Origin of the sequence: Marinobacter sp. DSM 26671 (genome assembly GCF_900112835.1) — a bacterium.
Classification (GTDB): domain Bacteria; phylum Pseudomonadota; class Gammaproteobacteria; order Pseudomonadales; family Oleiphilaceae; genus Marinobacter; species Marinobacter flavimaris.
Genome location: NZ_FONF01000004.1, coordinates 19,649 through 37,426 on the forward strand (window position 1 = coordinate 19,649; position 17,778 = coordinate 37,426).

Annotated in this window: 11 protein-coding genes; 6 read left to right on the forward strand and 5 right to left on the reverse strand. The window is 61.0% G+C overall.

Going from position 1 to position 17,778, the window contains the following annotated elements; all coding sequences use genetic code 11:
- Positions 1-99 precede the first annotated feature (99 nt).
- Positions 100-1,134 (forward strand): catabolite repressor/activator, encoded by a 1,035-nt coding sequence (gene cra / locus BM035_RS05625; RefSeq protein ID WP_053113413.1) that lies wholly within the window; start codon positions 100-102, stop codon positions 1,132-1,134.
- Here cra and BM035_RS05630 read toward each other — a convergent pair.
- Both BM035_RS05630 and BM035_RS05635 read right to left on the reverse strand, forming a co-directional pair.
- Positions 1,055-3,352 (reverse strand): ATP-dependent DNA helicase, encoded by a 2,298-nt coding sequence (locus BM035_RS05630; protein WP_227507856.1) that lies wholly within the window; start codon positions 3,350-3,352, stop codon positions 1,055-1,057. The genes cra and BM035_RS05630 overlap by 80 nt on opposite strands.
- On the reverse strand, positions 3,349-5,058 hold the full coding sequence (locus tag BM035_RS05635) for a VRR-NUC domain-containing protein (RefSeq protein ID WP_092030640.1): 1,710 nt from the start codon (positions 5,056-5,058) through the stop codon (positions 3,349-3,351). Before BM035_RS05635 ends, BM035_RS05630 begins: the two co-directional genes overlap by 4 nt.
- Before the next feature lie 105 nt (positions 5,059-5,163).
- On the opposite strand from BM035_RS05635, the gene folM reads away from it, so the two are divergent.
- On the forward strand, positions 5,164-5,871 hold the full coding sequence (gene folM / locus BM035_RS05640) for a dihydromonapterin reductase (protein ID WP_092030642.1): 708 nt from the start codon (positions 5,164-5,166) through the stop codon (positions 5,869-5,871).
- A 5-nt stretch (positions 5,872-5,876) separates the two neighbouring features.
- Here folM and BM035_RS05645 read toward each other — a convergent pair whose 3' ends face one another.
- Both BM035_RS05645 and BM035_RS05650 read right to left on the reverse strand, forming a co-directional pair.
- Positions 5,877-6,317 carry a DUF4864 domain-containing protein gene (locus BM035_RS05645; protein WP_092030643.1) on the reverse strand — a complete coding sequence of 147 codons (441 nt, stop codon included), beginning with the start codon at positions 6,315-6,317 and terminating at the stop codon, positions 5,877-5,879.
- An 83-nt stretch (positions 6,318-6,400) separates the two neighbouring features.
- Positions 6,401-6,832, reverse strand: a complete 432-nt coding sequence (locus tag BM035_RS05650) for a hypothetical protein (protein WP_053113409.1) — start codon at positions 6,830-6,832, stop codon at positions 6,401-6,403.
- Positions 6,833-6,909: 77 nt separating this feature from the next.
- On the opposite strand from BM035_RS05650, the gene BM035_RS05655 reads away from it, so the two are divergent.
- Positions 6,910-7,200 (forward strand): DUF6482 family protein, encoded by a 291-nt coding sequence (locus BM035_RS05655; RefSeq protein ID WP_053113408.1) that lies wholly within the window; start codon positions 6,910-6,912, stop codon positions 7,198-7,200.
- A gap of 18 nt (positions 7,201-7,218) precedes the next feature.
- Here BM035_RS05655 and BM035_RS05660 read toward each other — a convergent pair whose 3' ends face one another.
- Complete coding sequence (locus BM035_RS05660; RefSeq protein WP_053113407.1) at positions 7,219-8,004, reverse strand: SDR family NAD(P)-dependent oxidoreductase; 786 nt, start codon at positions 8,002-8,004, stop codon at positions 7,219-7,221.
- 155 nt (positions 8,005-8,159) lie between these two features.
- On the opposite strand from BM035_RS05660, the gene recC reads away from it, so the two are divergent.
- Genes recC through recD form a run of 3 tightly spaced genes read left to right on the forward strand, consistent with a single transcriptional unit; the run spans position 8,160 to position 17,775 of the window.
- Positions 8,160-11,786: an exodeoxyribonuclease V subunit gamma gene (recC, locus tag BM035_RS05665; RefSeq protein ID WP_092030645.1), complete on the forward strand. Its 3,627-nt coding sequence runs from the start codon at positions 8,160-8,162 to the stop codon at positions 11,784-11,786.
- Complete coding sequence (gene recB, locus BM035_RS05670; RefSeq protein WP_092030646.1) at positions 11,783-15,505, forward strand: exodeoxyribonuclease V subunit beta; 3,723 nt, start codon at positions 11,783-11,785, stop codon at positions 15,503-15,505. Before recC ends, recB begins: the two co-directional genes overlap by 4 nt.
- Positions 15,502-17,775 (forward strand): exodeoxyribonuclease V subunit alpha, encoded by a 2,274-nt coding sequence (gene recD, locus BM035_RS05675; RefSeq protein WP_092030648.1) that lies wholly within the window; start codon positions 15,502-15,504, stop codon positions 17,773-17,775. Before recB ends, recD begins: the two co-directional genes overlap by 4 nt.
- Positions 17,776-17,778 lie beyond the last annotated feature (3 nt).

The following is a 17,778-nucleotide window of genomic DNA, read 5'->3' on the forward strand; positions in this document are numbered from 1 at the left end:
ATCAGTTTTTGTTTGCTGAATCGTGTCAGCATGCTTAAAATCGATGGTGAAACAGATATGATCAGAAATCAAGCAATCTTTTAATCGGAGCTGTCGTCCATGACCCTTGTAGAACTTGCCCGGCTTGCCGGCGTTTCAAGAACCACGGCCAGCTATGTCATTAATGGTCAGGGGGCTGCACGGCGCATCAAACAGGACACCATCGAAAAAGTGCTTACGGTGGCTCGTAAGCACAACTTTCAGGTAGATACCCAGGCGGCAGCGCTACGGGGTGGGGCCAGCCGGACCCTCGGATTTATTCTGCCGGATCTCGAGAACACCAGTTATGCCCGCCTGGCCAAATTGCTTGAGCAGGGCGCGAGGGCGAGAGGCTATCAGCTCCTGATTGCCGGCTCTGATGACGACCCCGAGACCGAAAAATCCCTGGCCCGAGCACTGAAAGCAAGGCGCTGCGACGCCCTGATTGTTGCCAGTGCTCTGGCCCTGGACGACCCCTTTTATCCCCAACTGCAAAAAGAAGGTCTACCGGTGATTGCTGTTGATCGCGCCCAGTCTCCGGATAAGATTCGATGTGTGGTCAGCGACAACCGCTCAGCAGCCGAGATCCTGACCCGTTCTGTGCTGGGAGGGAAAACCGCCAGTATCGCCTGGCTGGATGCCGTGCCGGAGATCGCCATGACCCGGGAGCGCCGGGAAGGTTTTCTGGCGGCCGCAAATGAGGCCGGCATTGCCCCGCTGGTAGAAAGTGGCCTCCACTACGATCGCGCCTCCGGTGCCGCAATGATGCGTCGGATCCTGACTGACCATGGCTTGCCGGATGCCTTGGTTACAGCCTCTTTCACACTGCTTCAAGGGGTTCTGGATGTTCTGCTCGATCAGCCGGACCCGCTTCCGAAGGCTCTGAAAATAGCGACCTTCGGCGATGACCGGCTGCTGGACTTTCTTCCACTGGCGGTCAACTCTCTGCCCCAGGATCATGAGGCCATCGCCAATGCGACACTTGAGCAGGCACTGTCGGCTATTGCACAGGAAGGCCCTGTAGACACCATAGTGATTAACCGGTCTCTGAAGACTCGGGCCGCGGATCGGCAGAGTCGCCCTGTGCAAACCACCAGCGCGGAAAAAACCTGCTGATGGCCGGCTGCAGAAACCGGTCATCAATGAGCCAGATCACCCCCCGGTCTTCCGGGGTGCGAATCACCCGCCCCGCCGCCTGGGCCACTTTCTGCAGCCCCGGAATCAGATAGGTGTAGTCATAGCCGGCGCCGAAGCGTTTTTCGAGGCGACCCTTCAGGATTTCATGCCAGGCATCGAACGGCGGCAAGCCCAGGGTGGCCACAAAGGCACCGATCAACTGATTGCCGGGCAGATCAATGCCTTCACTGAACACCCCGCCCAACACCGCAAACGCCACACTGCCCTCCGGGTTCCGGAAACCGGCCAGAAAGTCTGCTCGATGCTGAGGCGACATGCCCGGTTGCTGAGCTCGCTGGGGTATATCCGGCGCATGCTCCGCCAACGCGTCGCTGGCCTGCTTCGCGTATTTGAAGCTGCTGAAAAACGCCAGGTAATGCCCGGGCCGCTCACGGAACTGGCGGGCGATCAGGTCGGCAATCGGTTTGAGTGATGCCTCCCTGTGAGCCTGGCGGGTGCTGATACCAGGCGTGAACTGCACCTGCAGCTGGTCGGCGCTGAACGGGCTGGGCAAGGAGGTAAAACGGGAATCCTCGGGCAACCCCAGCAAATCCCGGAAGTAAACACCGGGGCTCAGGGTGGCGGAAAACAGCAGAACCGAATGCGCCGCCTCGAACCTTTCCCTCAGGAAATCCGCCGGAATGAGGTTCTGGATGGTCAGGCTGGCCCGCCCCCGACCGGCGCGCTGGAACTCACACAGGGAATGATCACCAAAGGAGTCCGCCAGCTTCATGAAGGCGACGCTTTCAAACAACAGCTCCTGCAGGGCCAGATCCGGGGGATTATCGGCCAGGTAATCGGTCAGATTCGAGACCATGGCCTGCAGGGCACCCAGCAATTGCGTCGGCAGTGTCTCCAGAAACTCCGGGCTTTCTGTATCAGCCTGGTAATCCCGGATCAGGCTCTGCCAGGCGCGGGCGGTGCGATCGATGGCGGATTTCAGCGGCTTCGGTGCGGTTTTTTTGATCCTCAGTAAGCGCTGCTGATCCAGCCGAACCGAATACATACCCCGGCCACGGTCCACCAGGTTATGGGCCTCATCCACCAGCACGCTGGCCTTCCAGCTGTTCTGGCGAATCAAACCGTGGAGCAGGGCGGATTGATCGAACAGCCGGTTCACATCCCCGATCACCACATCGCTCCACCGGGCCATTTCCTGGGCCAGAAAGTAGGGGCAAATATCGTGACCGGCGGCGATCTTCGCCAGAGTGTGCTGATCCAGCGTGCCTTCGCTCTGGGCGGCTTCCGCCCGGGCGTCAGGAAGCCGGTCGAAAAACCCTTTAGCCAGGGGGCAGGAATCGCCATGACAGGCCTTGTCCGGGTGCTCGCAGGCATCGTCTTTCGAGACCAGTTCCAATGTTCGCAGTGGCCAATGCTGGGCAGCTTGAGCCGAACGCAGGCGGGCTACCGCATCCATGGCCAGCTGACGGGCGGTATTGCGACAGGTGAGGTAGAACAGGCGGTCCTGGCCGGCTGCTGGCATCGCCATCAACGCCGGGAACAGGGTGCCGAGGGTCTTGCCCAGGCCTGTGGGGGCCTCCAGCAAAAGGGTGCCGGACTTTACCGAGTTTTTGTACACCGTCTCCGCCAGCTGGCGCTGCCGGGGGCGAAATGCGGGGAAGGGGAATCTAAGGCCTGAAAGCAGGACATTGCGCTGCTCGCGGTGATGTTCTTCCTGCTCAGCCCAGGCCTTGTAATGACTACACAGGGTTTCCAGTTCCTGCCAGAGCTCTTTGGCACTGGCGGTCTCCACCACTGGCGTTTCCTTGTCTCTTCCAGTGTCGTAATAGATCAGTGCCAGCTCCAGGGTTTTCCGGTTTTCCTGCCGGCACAACAGCGCGCCGTAGGCTCTCAGCTGAGCGCGATGGAGTGCCCGCTGATGCTCACGGATTCGGGACAGGTCGCCCCGATGGGTTTTGATCTCTTCCAGCCGGCCTCGGTGGGGGTTATAGATATCGGCGCGGCCGGAAAGCAATAACCCCATACATTCACCGGTCAGTAAATGCTCGCTTTTATAGCCGTAGCCGCGCCGGGACTGGATTGCCTGATGGCCAGCAATGCCCTCCTCGGCACTGGGTGCCGGGGTATAGCGGAAGTCCAGGTCGCCCTTACGCGCGGCAAACTCGCACAGAGTCCGGACGGCAACTGTCACCGTCATTCCATCGCCTCGCTCGCCTGCCATCGCACGTAACAGACACTGGCGGGGATGCCTTCAACCGCAAAGAACTCGAGCCAACGAATCTGGTGGTCCTGCAAACGGTCACCCGGCCCCTTCACTTCGATCATTTCATAACGCTTGTCAGGCTCAGCCGCATTGGGGAGAAACCGGATCAGATCAGGAAAGCCGCTACGATGCTCCCGGATATTCAACAGCAGGCGACGGAACAGGCGTTCCAGATCCGCCGGTGGCAGACAGTCCAGCGCCAGGCTCAGCAGTTCCTCGGTGATGACCGGCCAGATGACGAACGGATTGGTGGTGCCCTGTTTGGCCCGGTAATTCGCCAGTATCCGCTCCCGATAACTGCCATCCGCCAGCCGCGCAAAGCATTGCTCGAACGATCCCTTCCGACGGCTGACGAAATCTTCCCGGGTCAGGTCCGCCGGGCCCACATGGAAGGGATGGAAAAAGGCCCCCGGCACCGGCGCAAAAATGGTTTGCCAGCACAGAAGGCCGAACAGGCCGTTGATCAGGGTGTTCTCCACATAAAGCACGGGCGCCTCGTCCCGATACAGGTGGTCCCGAACGGCGTATTCGACCGACCCGACCTCTGGCTTCGGCAGGGTGAAGGTGATCTCCCGGATGAGCGGCTGCTCTGGGGGCGGTGGCGGTATCTCGCCAAGCCGGCTCGCAAGCCGCTTGAGAATCCGCGCCAGGCCCTGGGCTTCAGCATCGCTCAGTTCCTGGTTCTGCCACTCGGAGGCAATGGCCCAGGCTTCCTGGTGACGCTTCATCCGCTCCAGCAACCGGAGCTGTTTCAGCCGCGCTTCCCGATGGCCGCTGCTGGCGAAAGCCTCCAACGCCAGCTTCCGTTCCCCCTGGCGCTCTGCCTGCCGGCCCAATTCCAGCAACAGCCGGTCCCGGCGGCTGGTCAGCCAGGCGTTATCCGAGGGTGCCGGAACCGCCTGCCAAACCTCGTGGGCGGGTACGCCCTGGTCCAGCCATTCCCGGCACTGGTGCATGGCAAGATACAGGTCGACCTCTGAACGATACTGGAACGCCCGGGAATCAGGCGTGAAGGTCACCGGCTCATACTGCTGATGGCCCAGTTCCACCAGCACAAAATCGGACCAACTCTGGCGGAGGTTGCCGAAAAACATCAGGCGCACCCGGTCAAACAACGCCATGGTTTTGAGCCTGATAACCGGTCTGGCGTGCTGGCCGAGCCAGTCGGCAACGATCAGAGGGTCGGGAAATCGCAGAAGCAGAGCGTCGCGCATCCGGCCTTTGGGCAGGTTGGCGGGCTCTCCGGCCGCCTTTAAAAGCGGCTCCATGGCCGGACGCAGTTCTCCAAGCGTGAACAACCGAAACAGCTCATCCAGGCTGAGCAGAGGATCGGTGTCCAACCAGCCTGCCTCCATGATTTCGTCGAGGGCACGGGCCTCTGGTACGCCGAGCTCCGGATACTTGAGCTTGTCCGACCGGAAGAGATCGCCCGTGCGCATCACCATTCGGGTCAGCAAGGCCCGGGCCGGCATTGAAAGGGTATGAAAACTGACCAGTCGATCCAGCTCTTCTGCTGTCAGCAAGTCACCGTGATGGCTCTGAACCCAGCCAAGGACGGTTTCCATGTTCTCGAGGTAATAGAGCGGATTATCGAGATCCGCAGTGGCCAGTTGTGTGCTCTGTCGCTTCGCCGGTGACATGGCCAGGTTGATCTTCCTTCAAGATGGTTCGGGAAAGTGACGCTACCACGTTGAGCCGTCGGCATGACATTAACGTAGGTAAGACACTGATTACAGGAGAACACCATGACCGCACCCATCCTGATTACCGGCGCCGGCCAACGCATCGGCCTGGCCTTTGCCAGAGCCTGCCTTGACCGCGGCCAGCCCATCATCGTCACCTACCGCTCCTATCGACCGGCCATCGAGGCGCTGCAGAAGGCGGGAGCAGTGTGTCTCCATGCGGATTTTGCCACGAATGCGGGCATTGATGACTTCATCCAGGCCCTGAAATCCCGGACGGACACGCTACGTGCCATTATCCACAATGCCTCGGACTGGATACCAGAGAGCGAAGACTCCGACCCGGCAGACGTGATGAACGCCATGATGCAGATTCACGTGATGACACCTTACCGGATAAACCTCGCGTGCCGGTCGATGCTGGAGCAGGAGGGTTCGACAACCGACATTATCCACATGACCGACTACGTGGTGGAGAAGGGCAGCGCGAAGCATATCGCCTATGCCGCCAGCAAGGCAGCCCTGACTAACCTGACCCTGTCGTTCGCCCGTCTACTGGCGCCCAGGGTCAAGGTGAACGCCGTGGCGCCGTCCCTGATCATGTTCAACCAGGGCGATAGCCAGGCGTATCGGGAGAAAACCCTGAAGAAGTCGCTTATGGGAATAGAACCGGGGGCTGAGGTCGCTGTCGCCACGCTTCAGTTTCTGCTGGACAACCCCTATATCACGGGCCGCACCCTGCCCCTGGATGGTGGGCGCCATCTGGTTTGATACCGTTAAATGCCCAGCTCGGCCGGCTGGAGTCTCACGCCGGCCACCTTCCAGACCCCTTCAGTGAGCACCATCCGGTAATAGGCGTCCCATCGCTTGCCCTCCGGCCCCTGCAACCGCACCACCTGGATTTCAAAGGCGCCGTGGGGCACGCGCTGGGTAAACTCGATGGCCGTGGCGTTGTGCACCGCCGGGTAGGCTTCACGAACCATATCGACAAACACCTGTGACGACCCGAATCGACGCTTGATACCCTCGGAGGCGTGGGCCCAGGCCTGCTCCTCGTCGTTGTTCGCAAACGCTTCGATCTGGCGCAGGATGGTGTCGCGGATTTCTGCGTCTTTGTCACTGGCCACAGACTGTGGGGACCCGAGAACCGCGAAGCCAATGAAAGCCAGAAGCACGGGAATCAGCCACTTTCCGGAAACGATGTGTTGGTGACCCATGATGGCACCTCTCTATTGTTCATCTTTTAAACAATACGGTCGGATCAGGGCTCCGGATTCGCGTTCCGCCAGCCAGCTTACTCTCACCGACGCGCCTTCTCCGGCCAGATGATCTTCATCAGGGCCCGACGCTTTGGATCCGGGAAGGCAATGGCGTTGTCAGACCTCGCGATTGAAAGGACCTCGCCGAGCATACGAAACAGTTCGATATTATCGTGAACACAGCGGGGAATGGCCTCATCCCTCAGAAAATCCAGGTAGCGCTCCAGATTCTCCTCATCAGGCCGCCAGTGATCGCCAAAGGCGTTCCGGAACAGGGCCCGGGTAGCAATGGCTCGCCATTCGTCGCGATACCCGGTATCGAGCCTTTCCGGATACACGTACAGATCTTTGATTTCCTGATCAATTTTCACTTCCACGCGGTCCGGGGGGAACAGCATCCGCATGGCCAGCAGGTCGTAGCTGTCATTCAACTGCTCGTCCACGGCGGCTTTCACCAAATCAATCCTGCTCATAGTTGCTCGCTTTATGACCTGTAACGGAAAGCGGTTCGTACCCTTCCTTACGACAACAAACCTGCGGGAGACTTCCCATGCACATGGACACTGGCGAACTGAAAAAACACAAGCACGACACGATTTCTCTGTTGGAGATTGTCTCGATGGAAGGACGCTATTATATGGTGCGGTTCTATCTGGAGGGTCAGGGCTACGTTCTGACGGACCCCTACGACAAGCCAGTCATGTTCACCGGCGCCTGTGCCGTGCGAGAACATTTCCACGAATACGAGGTCGAGCGCACCGAGGTGATTCCGCCGACTGGAACCGATGAAATGATTGGTATGCCTGACAGCGGCTCCGAAACCATGCGGGTCCCTCTCTAGGGCCCGCTTGACGTTCCCCTAGCTTCCAGCGAATGAGAGCGAATCCACCAGATCGGCGCCGTTGAAAACGGCCCCGTGAAAATCGCTCTCCGGTATCTGATTGAGCGTAAACACGATGGCACTGGCGGCCTGTTCGGCACTCAGGCAATCCCCCGACGTCAGACGATTGGCCAGCCACTCCGCGTGGGGCAGATCTAACTTGCCCGCCTTGTCGATATGGCTTCGAATACCCGGCGTATCCACCAGCCCCGGCTGAAAGAGGCTGACAACCGGCCCGTCCGACATGGTGTCGAACTCAACGGACATCTGACGCACCAGCCGACGCAGCGCCATCTTGCTGATCCCGTAGCTGCCCGTTCCGGGTTGCGCATGCTTGTCCATACCCGCACCAATCATCACGATTCGCGACGAGGGTTCACCCCCTTTGAGTATCGGTAACAACGATTGGGTGAGCAGCATGGGCGCGGACACGTTCACGGCCAGGGCTTCCTGGAAATCGATGAGCCCAAGGCTGGCAAAATCCGCAGCCGGCTCACCCACGCCAGCGCAATACACGAACGCTGAGAGATGATCGACGGCATCACTTAGCTGTTGAGCCAGATTGCGGGTGCTTTCGGGATCCGCAAGGTCCACTTCCAGCGTCATCACTTCACGGTCGGGCGCCTCCACGCGGAGCTTTGTCGCGACCTCCTCCAGCTTCGACACGGTGCGACCTGCAAGGATCAGGTCGTGGCCTTGAGCAGCAAGTTCCAGGGCCAGGGCCCGCCCAATGCCCGACCCCGCGCCAGTGATCAGTGTCCACATAGTGCTTCTCCCTTTTGCCGATAATTCACGACACCGTTTGTCGCGACGGGCCGTTATGATTTTTGGAGATCAGACGTTTCAGACAGTCCGCATCTGTGGTCACATACGGTAACCTGTAGCAACAGGATTGAACTGCACACCAGACAAGGAAATTCATGGCCGCACTCTCCACCGAGCCCACCGAGCAACGCGCCAGGATCGAACCCGGGTTTCACGCAATCCACGCCAACCATCTGGAAGACTTGCGCCGGGCCGTTGTCTACATCTGTCGGCACAACCCCATGCCGCCACTGGAGAGCGAGACCTTCCTGGTGCAGAGCAACGGTATTGCCCAGTGGCTAAAGCTGGCGCTGGCGGAGAAGCGCACCGAAGATGGCCTTGAGGGCGGCCTTGGGATTGCCGCCGGTATGGATTTCCTGTTCCCGGCCCGGTTTATCTGGCAAGCCTACCGGGCCGTGCTTCCGGACGGTGAGGTACCGGAACAGTCGCCCTTCGACAAACGGCGGCTGGTGTGGCGGCTGTACCGGTTATTGCCACGTCTGGTGGGGCAGGACGAGGCCTTTACACCGCTCGCCCGGTTTCTGGAAGGTAACGATCCGGACCTGCGCAATTTCCAGCTGGCCGAAAAGGTGGCCGATCTGTTTGATCAGTACCAGGTGTTCCGGGCCGACTGGCTGGCTGCCTGGGAGCAGGGCAAGGACGTGATTATCACGGCCCGGGCCGAGGAAAAGTCGTTGGATGCGGAAACCCGCTGGCAGCCCCTGCTCTGGCGCCGGCTGGTTGAGGATGTGGGCGCAGACGCTCATACCAGCCGCTCCCAGATCCATACCCGGTTCATGGAACAGGGCCAGCGACTTCAGGCGCCGGCCAACCCGTCCCGGCTGCCAACCCGGATCGTGGTGTTTGGCGTCTCGTCGCTGCCACGGCAAGCTCTGGAAGCCCTGTACGTCCTGAGCCGGTTCAGTCAGGTGGTGCTGTGTGTTCACAACCCCTGCCAGTTCTACTGGGCCGACATCATCAGCGACCGGGAACTACTCACCGCCGAACGCAAACGGGGCAGGACCCATCCGACACTTTCCGCCATTGAGGATCCGGACCAGCTGCACCAGCACGCCAATCCACTGCTGGCCGCCTGGGGCAAGCAGGGCCGGGACTACATCCGGCTGCTGGACGAGTTCGACAACCCGGACCAGTACCGGGGCAGCTTCCAGACCCCCGACCAGAAAATTGATATTTTCTCGGACCATGGCAACGAGGACGCACCGCGCCTGCTGCATCAGCTGCAGAACGATATCCACAACCTGACGCCCCTCCAGGAAATCCGCCAGCAACAACGACAACTGGATATTCAGCGGGATCATTCCCTGGCGTTCCACGAGGCCCACAGCCCCCAGCGGGAAGTGGAAATTCTGCACGATCAGCTTCTCGCCGCCTTCAACGTCGATCCCACGCTGCGGCCCCGGGACGTCATCGTGATGGTGCCCGATATCAACGTGTACGCGCCCCACATCCAGGCCGTATTCGGCCGCTACCAGCCGGGCCGGAAGCGCCACATTCCCTTCACCATTTCCGACCAGGGCCAGCGCCACCACGAGCCGGTGCTGATTGCCCTGGAAACCCTGATGTCACTGCCCCGCAGCCGTTTTGCGGTGAGTGAGATCATCAGCCTGCTGGAAGTACCCGGCATACGGGACCGTTTCGGGATCAATGAAGACGAGATCCCCCTGGCTCGTCGCTGGGTCGAGGGCGCCAATATCCGCTGGGGTCTGCACGGCCAGCACCGGGAAAGCCTGGACCTGCCCGCCGAGCTGGAGCGCAACACCTGGCAATCCGGGCTGCGTTCGATGCTGCTGGGCTATGGCATGGGCGACGATGAGCCCTGGGCCGGTGTGGAACCCTTCGGGGAAATCGGGGGCCTGCAGGCCAGCCTTGCCGGCCGCCTGAACGACTTTGTGCATCAGCTGGAAACCCTCTGGCAGGCGCTGCAGACCCATCGCACACCGGACGAATGGGAGGGCCTGTTCTCAGAGATGCTCGGGCAGTTCTTCCATAAGGTCGAAGGCAGCGACCTGTTGCTGCTGAACCGTTTCCGCCGCCAGTTGGCGCAGTGGCTGGAAGACGCCCTGGCAGCGGGCCTTGAGGAACAGACCCTGCCCCTGAACATCGTCAAGGATGTGCTGCTGGAGGGGCTGGATGAAGGCGGCCTGAACCAGCGTTTCCTGGCCGGCAAGGTCAATTTCGCCACCCTGATGCCCATGCGTGCCATACCCTTCCGGAAAGTGTGCCTGCTGGGCATGAACGACGGCGACTATCCCCGCTCCCGGCCGCCGGTGGATTTCGATCTCATGGCCCATGATTACCGCCCGGGGGACCGATCCCGCCGGGAAGACGATCGCTACCTGTTCCTGGAAGCCCTGTTGTCTGCCCGGGAGCAGCTTTACATCAGCTGGGTCGGCCGCAGCATCAAGGACGATTCGGAACGGCCGCCGTCGGTTCTGGTGGGGCAGCTTCAGGATCATCTGGACAGTCTCTGGTCTGTGTCAGGGCAACCCGAAACCAGGGTCATCGAGGCACTGACGACCCAACACCCGTTGCAGCCGTTCAGCCGGAGCTATTTCCCGAAAGCCAACGGGCTGGAGGCGGGTGGAAAGGGGGAAAACAGTTCGCCCCGTCCCCTGGCCGAGGTGTTGGAGGCACGCCGGTTATTCACCTACGAGCGGGAATGGCGCAGTGCCCATGGTGGTGAGGCTGCCGCGCAGACACAGTCGGCACTACCTTACCAGGCACCCGAAGAGCCCATCAGTCTGAACGATCTGGCGGCTTTCCTGAAAAAGCCCATCGACACCTTTTACCAGCGCCGGCTGCAGGTGCGCTTCGAGGATGTTGAAGACGACGACACCGACAACGAAAATTTCGAGCTGGACGGCCTGGACCGCTGGCGCCTGGACAACGAGCTGATCCAGGACGGGCTATTGAAAGCCAGCAGCGACGAGGAACTGCACGATAGGTTGCAGGCAACTCTGGACCGCATGGCGCGACGCGGCGACCTGGGTATGGGCGTGACCGAACACCGCCTGCGTTCCGAGCTGGCGGGGCGCTTGCCCGATCTGTTCGAGCGTTACCAGAACGCACTGGCTGACTGGCCGGAAGCGGTTGCTGAACCGCTGCCCTTTGATTACCGGTTTGAAAGCGCCCTGGGTTCGGTGGAAATCGCGGATCTGATCGACAACCTGCGCTGCAATGCCCAGGGAGAGCTGTGCCGGCTGGTGGTGGCGAGTTCCAGCCTGCTGACCGGTTCAGGATCCAGCAAGAAAGTACGCTATGCCAATCTGATGCGGGACTGGCTGATCCATCTGGCAGGCCAGCTCGGCGGTCAACCTTTTGAGACCCTGGTTCTGGGCAAGGAGGAGGGACGGAAATTCCGCTTTGCTCCATTGCATCCAGAGCGGGCCAGACCGTTGTTCGAAACGGTGCTCAGCGGATGGATGGACGCCACCACCCGGGCGCTGCCCATTCACTGCGAGGCCGGCTTTGCCTGGATCACCAGTTTCTACGGCAGCAAAAAGTACGTCGGTGACCATGAACGAGCCATATCAGAGGCGCAGCAGGCATATACCATTGCTCTGGAGCGGGATACGGGTTACCTGAGAGGAGCCTTTGAAACACCGGAGCTGCTGATGGCCAGCGGTGAATTCGAAGCCCTGCTGCATCAGCTCTACGTGCCGGTTTGGGAAGCCGAGCAGGACAAATCGGCTGCAGATCAGATCGGAGGCCTGGAATGACCGAGCAGATGACCAACCGGAATCCGAACCTGGATCCCCTGGCACTGGCCCTCAACGGCAGTGCTCTGATCGAGGCCAGTGCCGGCACCGGCAAAACCTTTACCATTGCTATTCTGTACGTACGCCTGGTGCTTGGCCACGGCCAGTCGCCCGACAGCCCTCTGCAGAACCTGCTGCCTCCCAACCTGCTGGTGGTCACTTTTACCGAGGCCGCCACCAAGGAACTGCGTGACCGTATCCGCACCCGGCTCACCCAGGCCGCCGAGGTGTTTTCTGACGCGCCCGACGAGCCCAATCCACCCGCGGAGACGGCACTGATCTACCAGCTACGGGATGAAAGCTACCCGGATCCGGCCAGCTGGCCGGAATGCCGAAAGAAGCTGCTATTGGCCGCCGAATGGATGGACGAGGCGGCGGTATCGACCATCCACAGTTTCTGCAACCGCATGCTCAGCGAGCACGCCTTCGACAGCGGCAGCCTGTTCAAACTCACCCTCGAAACCGACCAGAGCGAATTGCTGGACGAGGTCGCCCGGGATTACTGGCGCACCTTTGTCTATCCTCTGCCGCCGGCGCTGATGGACGAGGCCCTGAGCCACTGGAAAACCCCCGGGGACCTGCGCCAGGGTGTTCGCAATCTGATTGACGATCCCCTGAGCCTGGGCACACCCCCGGAGAGCGTTCATAAAGCCATCGATCAGGTGGTCCGCCGGCGTCTGGAACAGTCACAGTCTCTGAAAGCCCACCCCTGGAGCCAGTGGCGCGATGACGTCATCGAGCTGCTGAGCGATCTGAACAAGAGCAAGCGACTCCATGGCGCCAGCAAGAATGCCATGATCAAGGTCTGGGATTTGCTGGTTGCCTGGGCGGAATCGGACGACCTTTTGCCCGAAAAGATCGATAGCGCCGCGGGCTTCAAGAATCAGACGCCCGAAGGGCTCGACAAGATTCTCAAGGGCGATGATCCTGCCCCTCATCACCCGGCCTTTGATGCCATCGGAGCGCTGCTGGATTTCAGCCAGAACCAGCCCAACGCCAAATCCGACATTCTGCGCCACGCCAGCCACTGGATTGCCGAGCGGCTGGAGTCAGAAAAGCAGAAACGCTCGGAAATGGGCTTTGACGATCTGCTCACCCGGCTGGACGATGCGCTGCACGGCCCCCGGGGCGACCAGCTGGCCGCGACGATCCGTCGCCAGTTTCCCGTTGCTCTGATTGACGAATTCCAGGACACCGACCCGGTGCAGTACCGAATCTTCGACCGCATCTACAACGTGGCAGGTGGCGATCACGGTACCTGCCTGCTGATGATCGGCGATCCGAAGCAGGCCATATACGGTTTCCGGGGTGCCGACATCTACACCTACCTGCAGGCCCGGCAGGGCGTGAAAGAGCGCACCTACACACTGGGTAAGAACTTCCGCTCCGCCAAGACCATGGTGGCGGCGGTTAACCGGGTCTTTGAACACAGTGACCAGAACAGCCGGGACGGCGCCTTCCTGTTCGGCAAGGGCGATACCTCACCGCTGCCGTTCCAGGGTGTGGACGCCCATGGCACCAAACGAAGCTGGTCGATCAACGGGGAAGTGCAGCCCAGCCTGGTGTTCTGGACCCACGAATCCGGGGAAGAGGACAGGGACGGCAATCCGAAAGGTATGGCCAAGGGCACTGCCACCGCCGATGTGGCGGAAACCTGCGCCAGTGAGATCGCCCAATTGCTGACCCTGGGCCAGGCCGGGCAGGCCGGTTTTGCGCGGCCCGATCATCCCGAGGATCTGGAGCCGGTTGCCCCCAAAGACATCGCGATACTGGTCAACAACCGCAACGAGGCCAGCGCAGTTCGGGAGGCTCTGGGCCAGCGACGTATCAAGAGTGTGTACCTGTCAGACCGTGATTCGGTGCTGACCTCACGGGAATCACAGGAAATGCTCTGCTGGCTTCGGGCATTTGCCGAGCCCCGGCAGCTGGCCTATATCCGCGCGGCCCTCGCTACACCCACCCTCGGTCAGTCCTGGCATGCCATGAATCAGCTGCTCACCGACGAGCTCGTGCTGGAACGGGAAATCGAGCGTTTTATTGGTTACCAGCAGCAATGGCAGAAGCAGGGTGTACTGCCCATGCTGCGAACCTTCCTGATGGATTTCGAGGTGCCAGGCCGGTTACTGCAACGCCCTGACGGCGAACGGCGGTTGAGCGACATTCTGCACATTGCCGAGTTGCTGCAGCAGGACAGCCTGCAACTGGACGGCGAGCATGCCCTGGTGCACCACTACACCCAGATTCTGCGTGCAGCCGAAGAGGAAGATGAACACCGTACCCTGCGGCTGGAGAGTGATGCCGGCCTGGTGAAGGTCATCACCGTGCACAAGTCCAAGGGCCTGGAGTACCCGCTGGTATTTCTGCCCTTTGGCACAGCTTTTCGCGCCCAGAGTGAAAAGCAGGCCTTCGTGCGCTATCACAATGACCAGGGCAGGCTGGTCACCGTGTTCGACCCGTCGCCGGACGACGTGGCCAGGGCTGACCGTGAGCGCCTCGGCGAGGATATCCGCAAGTTCTACGTAGCCCTGACCCGGGCCCGCTTCGCCACCTGGGTCGGCACGGCGGCCCTGGACAACTGGCAGCAAAGCGGACTGGGCTACCTGATTGCCGGCGAAGGGCAAAGCCGTATCAGCGATTGCCTGGGGAAACTGGCAGAGGGCAGAGCAGAGATCCGGATAACCCCGTTACCGGATCCGGACGATACGCACTACCACGAACCGGCGCCCGAAGCGCTTGGCCCGGCCATGGTCTCTTCCCGTGAGGCCAGAGAGGACTGGTGGATTGCCAGCTACTCCTCCATCGAATACACCGGCATGACCGGCACCGGGATCGCGTTTACCGGTGAGGTGGAAGATGCCCAGACCCAGAACCTGCTGGAAGAAAGTACCTTGGACGAAGAGGAAAACCCGGCTCAAATGGCCAACCAGTGCAACCAGCATAACTTCCCGAAAGGCGCCGGACCCGGCACCTTCCTGCACGAATTGCTGGAATGGTGCACGCAACAGGGGTTCCAGCGGGTTGTGGATAACCCGCCGCTGCTTCATGAACAACTGACTCGGCGCTGCGGGACCCGTGGCTGGAACGAGTGGGTGGAGCCGCTGGAGCGCTGGTTGCTGGCATTGATCAGCAAACCATTGAGCCTCGACCGGGCCGGTGCAGAAACCGTCTGCCTGGCGGACCTGATCACCCTGCGCCCGGAACTGGAGTTCTGGTTTGAAAGCCGCAACGTCAGTATCCGCAAACTCGACGAGCTGGTAACCGTGCACACCCTGAATCGCGCGGACCGTCCCCGAGTCGAAGAGACCCGATTCAACGGGATGCTCAAGGGGTTTATCGATCTGGTGTTCGAACACAACGGGCGCTATTACGTGCTGGACTACAAATCCAATACCCTGGGCGAAGACGACAGCGCCTATACCGATCAGGCAATGGGCAACGCCATCCTGGATAAACGCTACGATCTGCAATACGTGCTCTACCTGCTGGCCCTGCACCGGCTGCTTAAAGCCCGTTTGCCGGATTACGACTACGACCGACACATTGGCGGCGCGGTGTATCTGTTCCTGCGAGGCATTGATTCCAGCACAGGTGGCGCCTTCACCGACAAACCGCCCAGAGCCCTGATTGAACAACTGGATGCCCTGTTTGATGGCGAGTCGGTTGCGGAGGTGGCCGCATGAGCCGTTCCCGCTCCCAAACCGGAAAGTCCGACCACCAGATTGATCTGTTCGCGGAGGACATCGCTGCGGAAACGCCGACCGTACCCGCTGCCGGTGATACCACCTTCGATATCAACGATCTGCTCTCGAGCCCGGATAGAACCGAGACCCTGCTGCTGCACTGGCAGCAGGCGGAGTGGATCCGCGCGCTGGATGTGGGGTTTGCCCGGCTGATCCGGGAGCTCTCGGAAGAGCAGGGCGAACGCCCGGACCCACTGCTCCTGCTGCTGGCGGCACTGGTCTCCCATCAGGTGGGGCGTGGCCATGTCTGCGTCGATCTGGGCAATCTCCTGGCCGATGCCGGGCATACCCTGTCACTGCCGCCAGAGGAGTCGGTCCAGGAGCCGCTCACCGATTCCGGCACCAGCGAGCCGGACCGGCCCAAGCCCGCCGACGTGCTTGCACTTGTAACGCTGCCGGAATGCTTGATCATACTGGAAGGCGCCTGCGCCGTAAGTGATGGCTCACATACAACACCACTGGTGCTGAACGAGACCCGGCTCTACCTGCGGAGATTCTGGCGCTACGAGCAACGTATCGCTGACGGCATCCGGCACCGGCTGGCTCTGCCGTCGCCCCTGACAGGCCCGGAATCCCTGCCCGCCCGCACCCTGTCTCTTGCGCTGGACACCCTGTTTCAGTCGTCAGAACCGGTGGATTACCAGAAACTGGCCTGTGCCCTGGCGGCTCGAAACCATTTTGCCGTTATCACCGGTGGGCCCGGCACCGGTAAGACCACCACCGTGGTCAACCTGCTGGCGGCCTTGCAGGCGGTCGCCGGGGAATCCCCAGAGCGGGCGGGTCGGAAATACCGGATTCGCCTGGCCGCCCCCACCGGCAAGGCCGCTGCCCGGCTGAACGAATCGATCGGTGGGGCGGTCAGCCGCTTGCCGCTTGCCGAGCTGCCGGGCAACGTGGACCTGAATGATATTCCTACCAGGGTCACGACCCTGCATCGCTTGCTGGGCAGCCGGCCGGATACCCGCAAATTCCGCCATAACCGGGACAATCCTTTGCCGGTGGATATCCTGGTCATCGACGAGGCCTCGATGGTGGACGTGGATCTGATGGCATCGGTGTTCGATGCCCTGCCCGCCAACGCCCAGCTGATCCTGCTGGGCGACAAGGACCAACTGGCCTCCGTGGATGCCGGTGCGGTTCTGGGAGAGCTGTGCCAGCGGGCGCTGCAGGCCCACTACACACCGGAGACGGCCCAGTGGCTGGCCGTCATGGCCGGAGGCGAGATACCGGAGTCACTGGTGGACGAAACCGGCCAACCCATGGATCAGGCCGTGGCCATGCTGCGCAAGAGCTACCGGTTCCGGGAGGACAGCGGTATCCGCGCCTTTGCCGAAGCAGTGAATACTAATGCGCTTGATAACGGCGTGTTGCGCCAGATCCGGGAAGCAGAATTCGACGATGTCATTTTGCTTAACAGCCGGTCGAAAAGTGGGGACACAGAAGACACCCTGGACCTGGTGTGTCGACATGCCATCACCGGCTCACCCGAGGCATTCCGAAATGCCGGGCAGGGCCGGCAAGTGAATGGCCAGAGCCTGCCACCACCAGTTGGTTACCGCCATTACCTCGAACGCTTGCAGAATCATGGCCTGAACGAAAACAGCCCCCGCGAAGACTGGGATGCGATGGCGGTGCAGCTCCTTGAAGCCTTCAGTGACTTTCAGGTGCTCTGTGCCCTGCGCAAGGGCCCCTGGGGCGTGGAAGGCCTGAACGACCGGATCGCAAGGCAGTTACTGGGTGAAAAACTGATCCCGCGGGCCGAGGGCTGGTATGAGGGCCGGCCTGTGCTGATTACCGGCAACGACTACAACCTGGGCCTGATGAACGGCGACATTGGCATTGCCGTCAACGTGCCCTGGGATCGGACCGACACCGGTGAGCCCCGCTATACCCTGCGGGTGGCGTTTCCGGATAGCGACACCGCTGGCGGTATCCGCTGGATCTCGCCCAGTCGTCTGCAGCAGCTGGAAACCGTGTACGCCATGACGGTGCACAAGTCCCAGGGTTCGGAGTTCAACCACACCTGCCTGGTGCTGCCAGACCGCCTGAGCCCGGTCCTGACAAAAGAGCTGGTCTATACGGGCATTACCCGGGCCCGGAACTGGTTCAGCCTGATTGCCGGGGATACTCTGGTGCTCAGGGAGGCCGTCTCGCAACAGGTCACCCGGGCCTCAGGATTGGCGCTCGCGCTTGCGGAATCTACTGACTAATGG

Bases quoted from the DNA above. Each gene is read 5' to 3' on its own strand.
- cra (WP_053113413.1), top strand. From the start codon at position 100: ATGACCCTTGTAGAACTTGCCCGGCTTGCCGGCGTTTCAAGAACCACG.
- BM035_RS05630 (WP_227507856.1), bottom strand. From the start codon at position 3,352: ATGACGGTGACAGTTGCCGTCCGGACTCTGTGCGAGTTTGCCGCGCGT.
- BM035_RS05635 (WP_092030640.1), bottom strand. From the start codon at position 5,058: ATGTCACCGGCGAAGCGACAGAGCACACAACTGGCCACTGCGGATCTC.
- folM (WP_092030642.1), top strand. From the start codon at position 5,164: ATGACCGCACCCATCCTGATTACCGGCGCCGGCCAACGCATCGGCCTG.
- BM035_RS05645 (WP_092030643.1), bottom strand. From the start codon at position 6,317: ATGGGTCACCAACACATCGTTTCCGGAAAGTGGCTGATTCCCGTGCTT.
- BM035_RS05650 (WP_053113409.1), bottom strand. From the start codon at position 6,832: ATGAGCAGGATTGATTTGGTGAAAGCCGCCGTGGACGAGCAGTTGAAT.
- BM035_RS05655 (WP_053113408.1), top strand. From the start codon at position 6,910: ATGCACATGGACACTGGCGAACTGAAAAAACACAAGCACGACACGATT.
- BM035_RS05660 (WP_053113407.1), bottom strand. From the start codon at position 8,004: ATGTGGACACTGATCACTGGCGCGGGGTCGGGCATTGGGCGGGCCCTG.
- recC (WP_092030645.1), top strand. From the start codon at position 8,160: ATGGCCGCACTCTCCACCGAGCCCACCGAGCAACGCGCCAGGATCGAA.
- recB (WP_092030646.1), top strand. From the start codon at position 11,783: ATGACCGAGCAGATGACCAACCGGAATCCGAACCTGGATCCCCTGGCA.
- recD (WP_092030648.1), top strand. From the start codon at position 15,502: ATGAGCCGTTCCCGCTCCCAAACCGGAAAGTCCGACCACCAGATTGAT.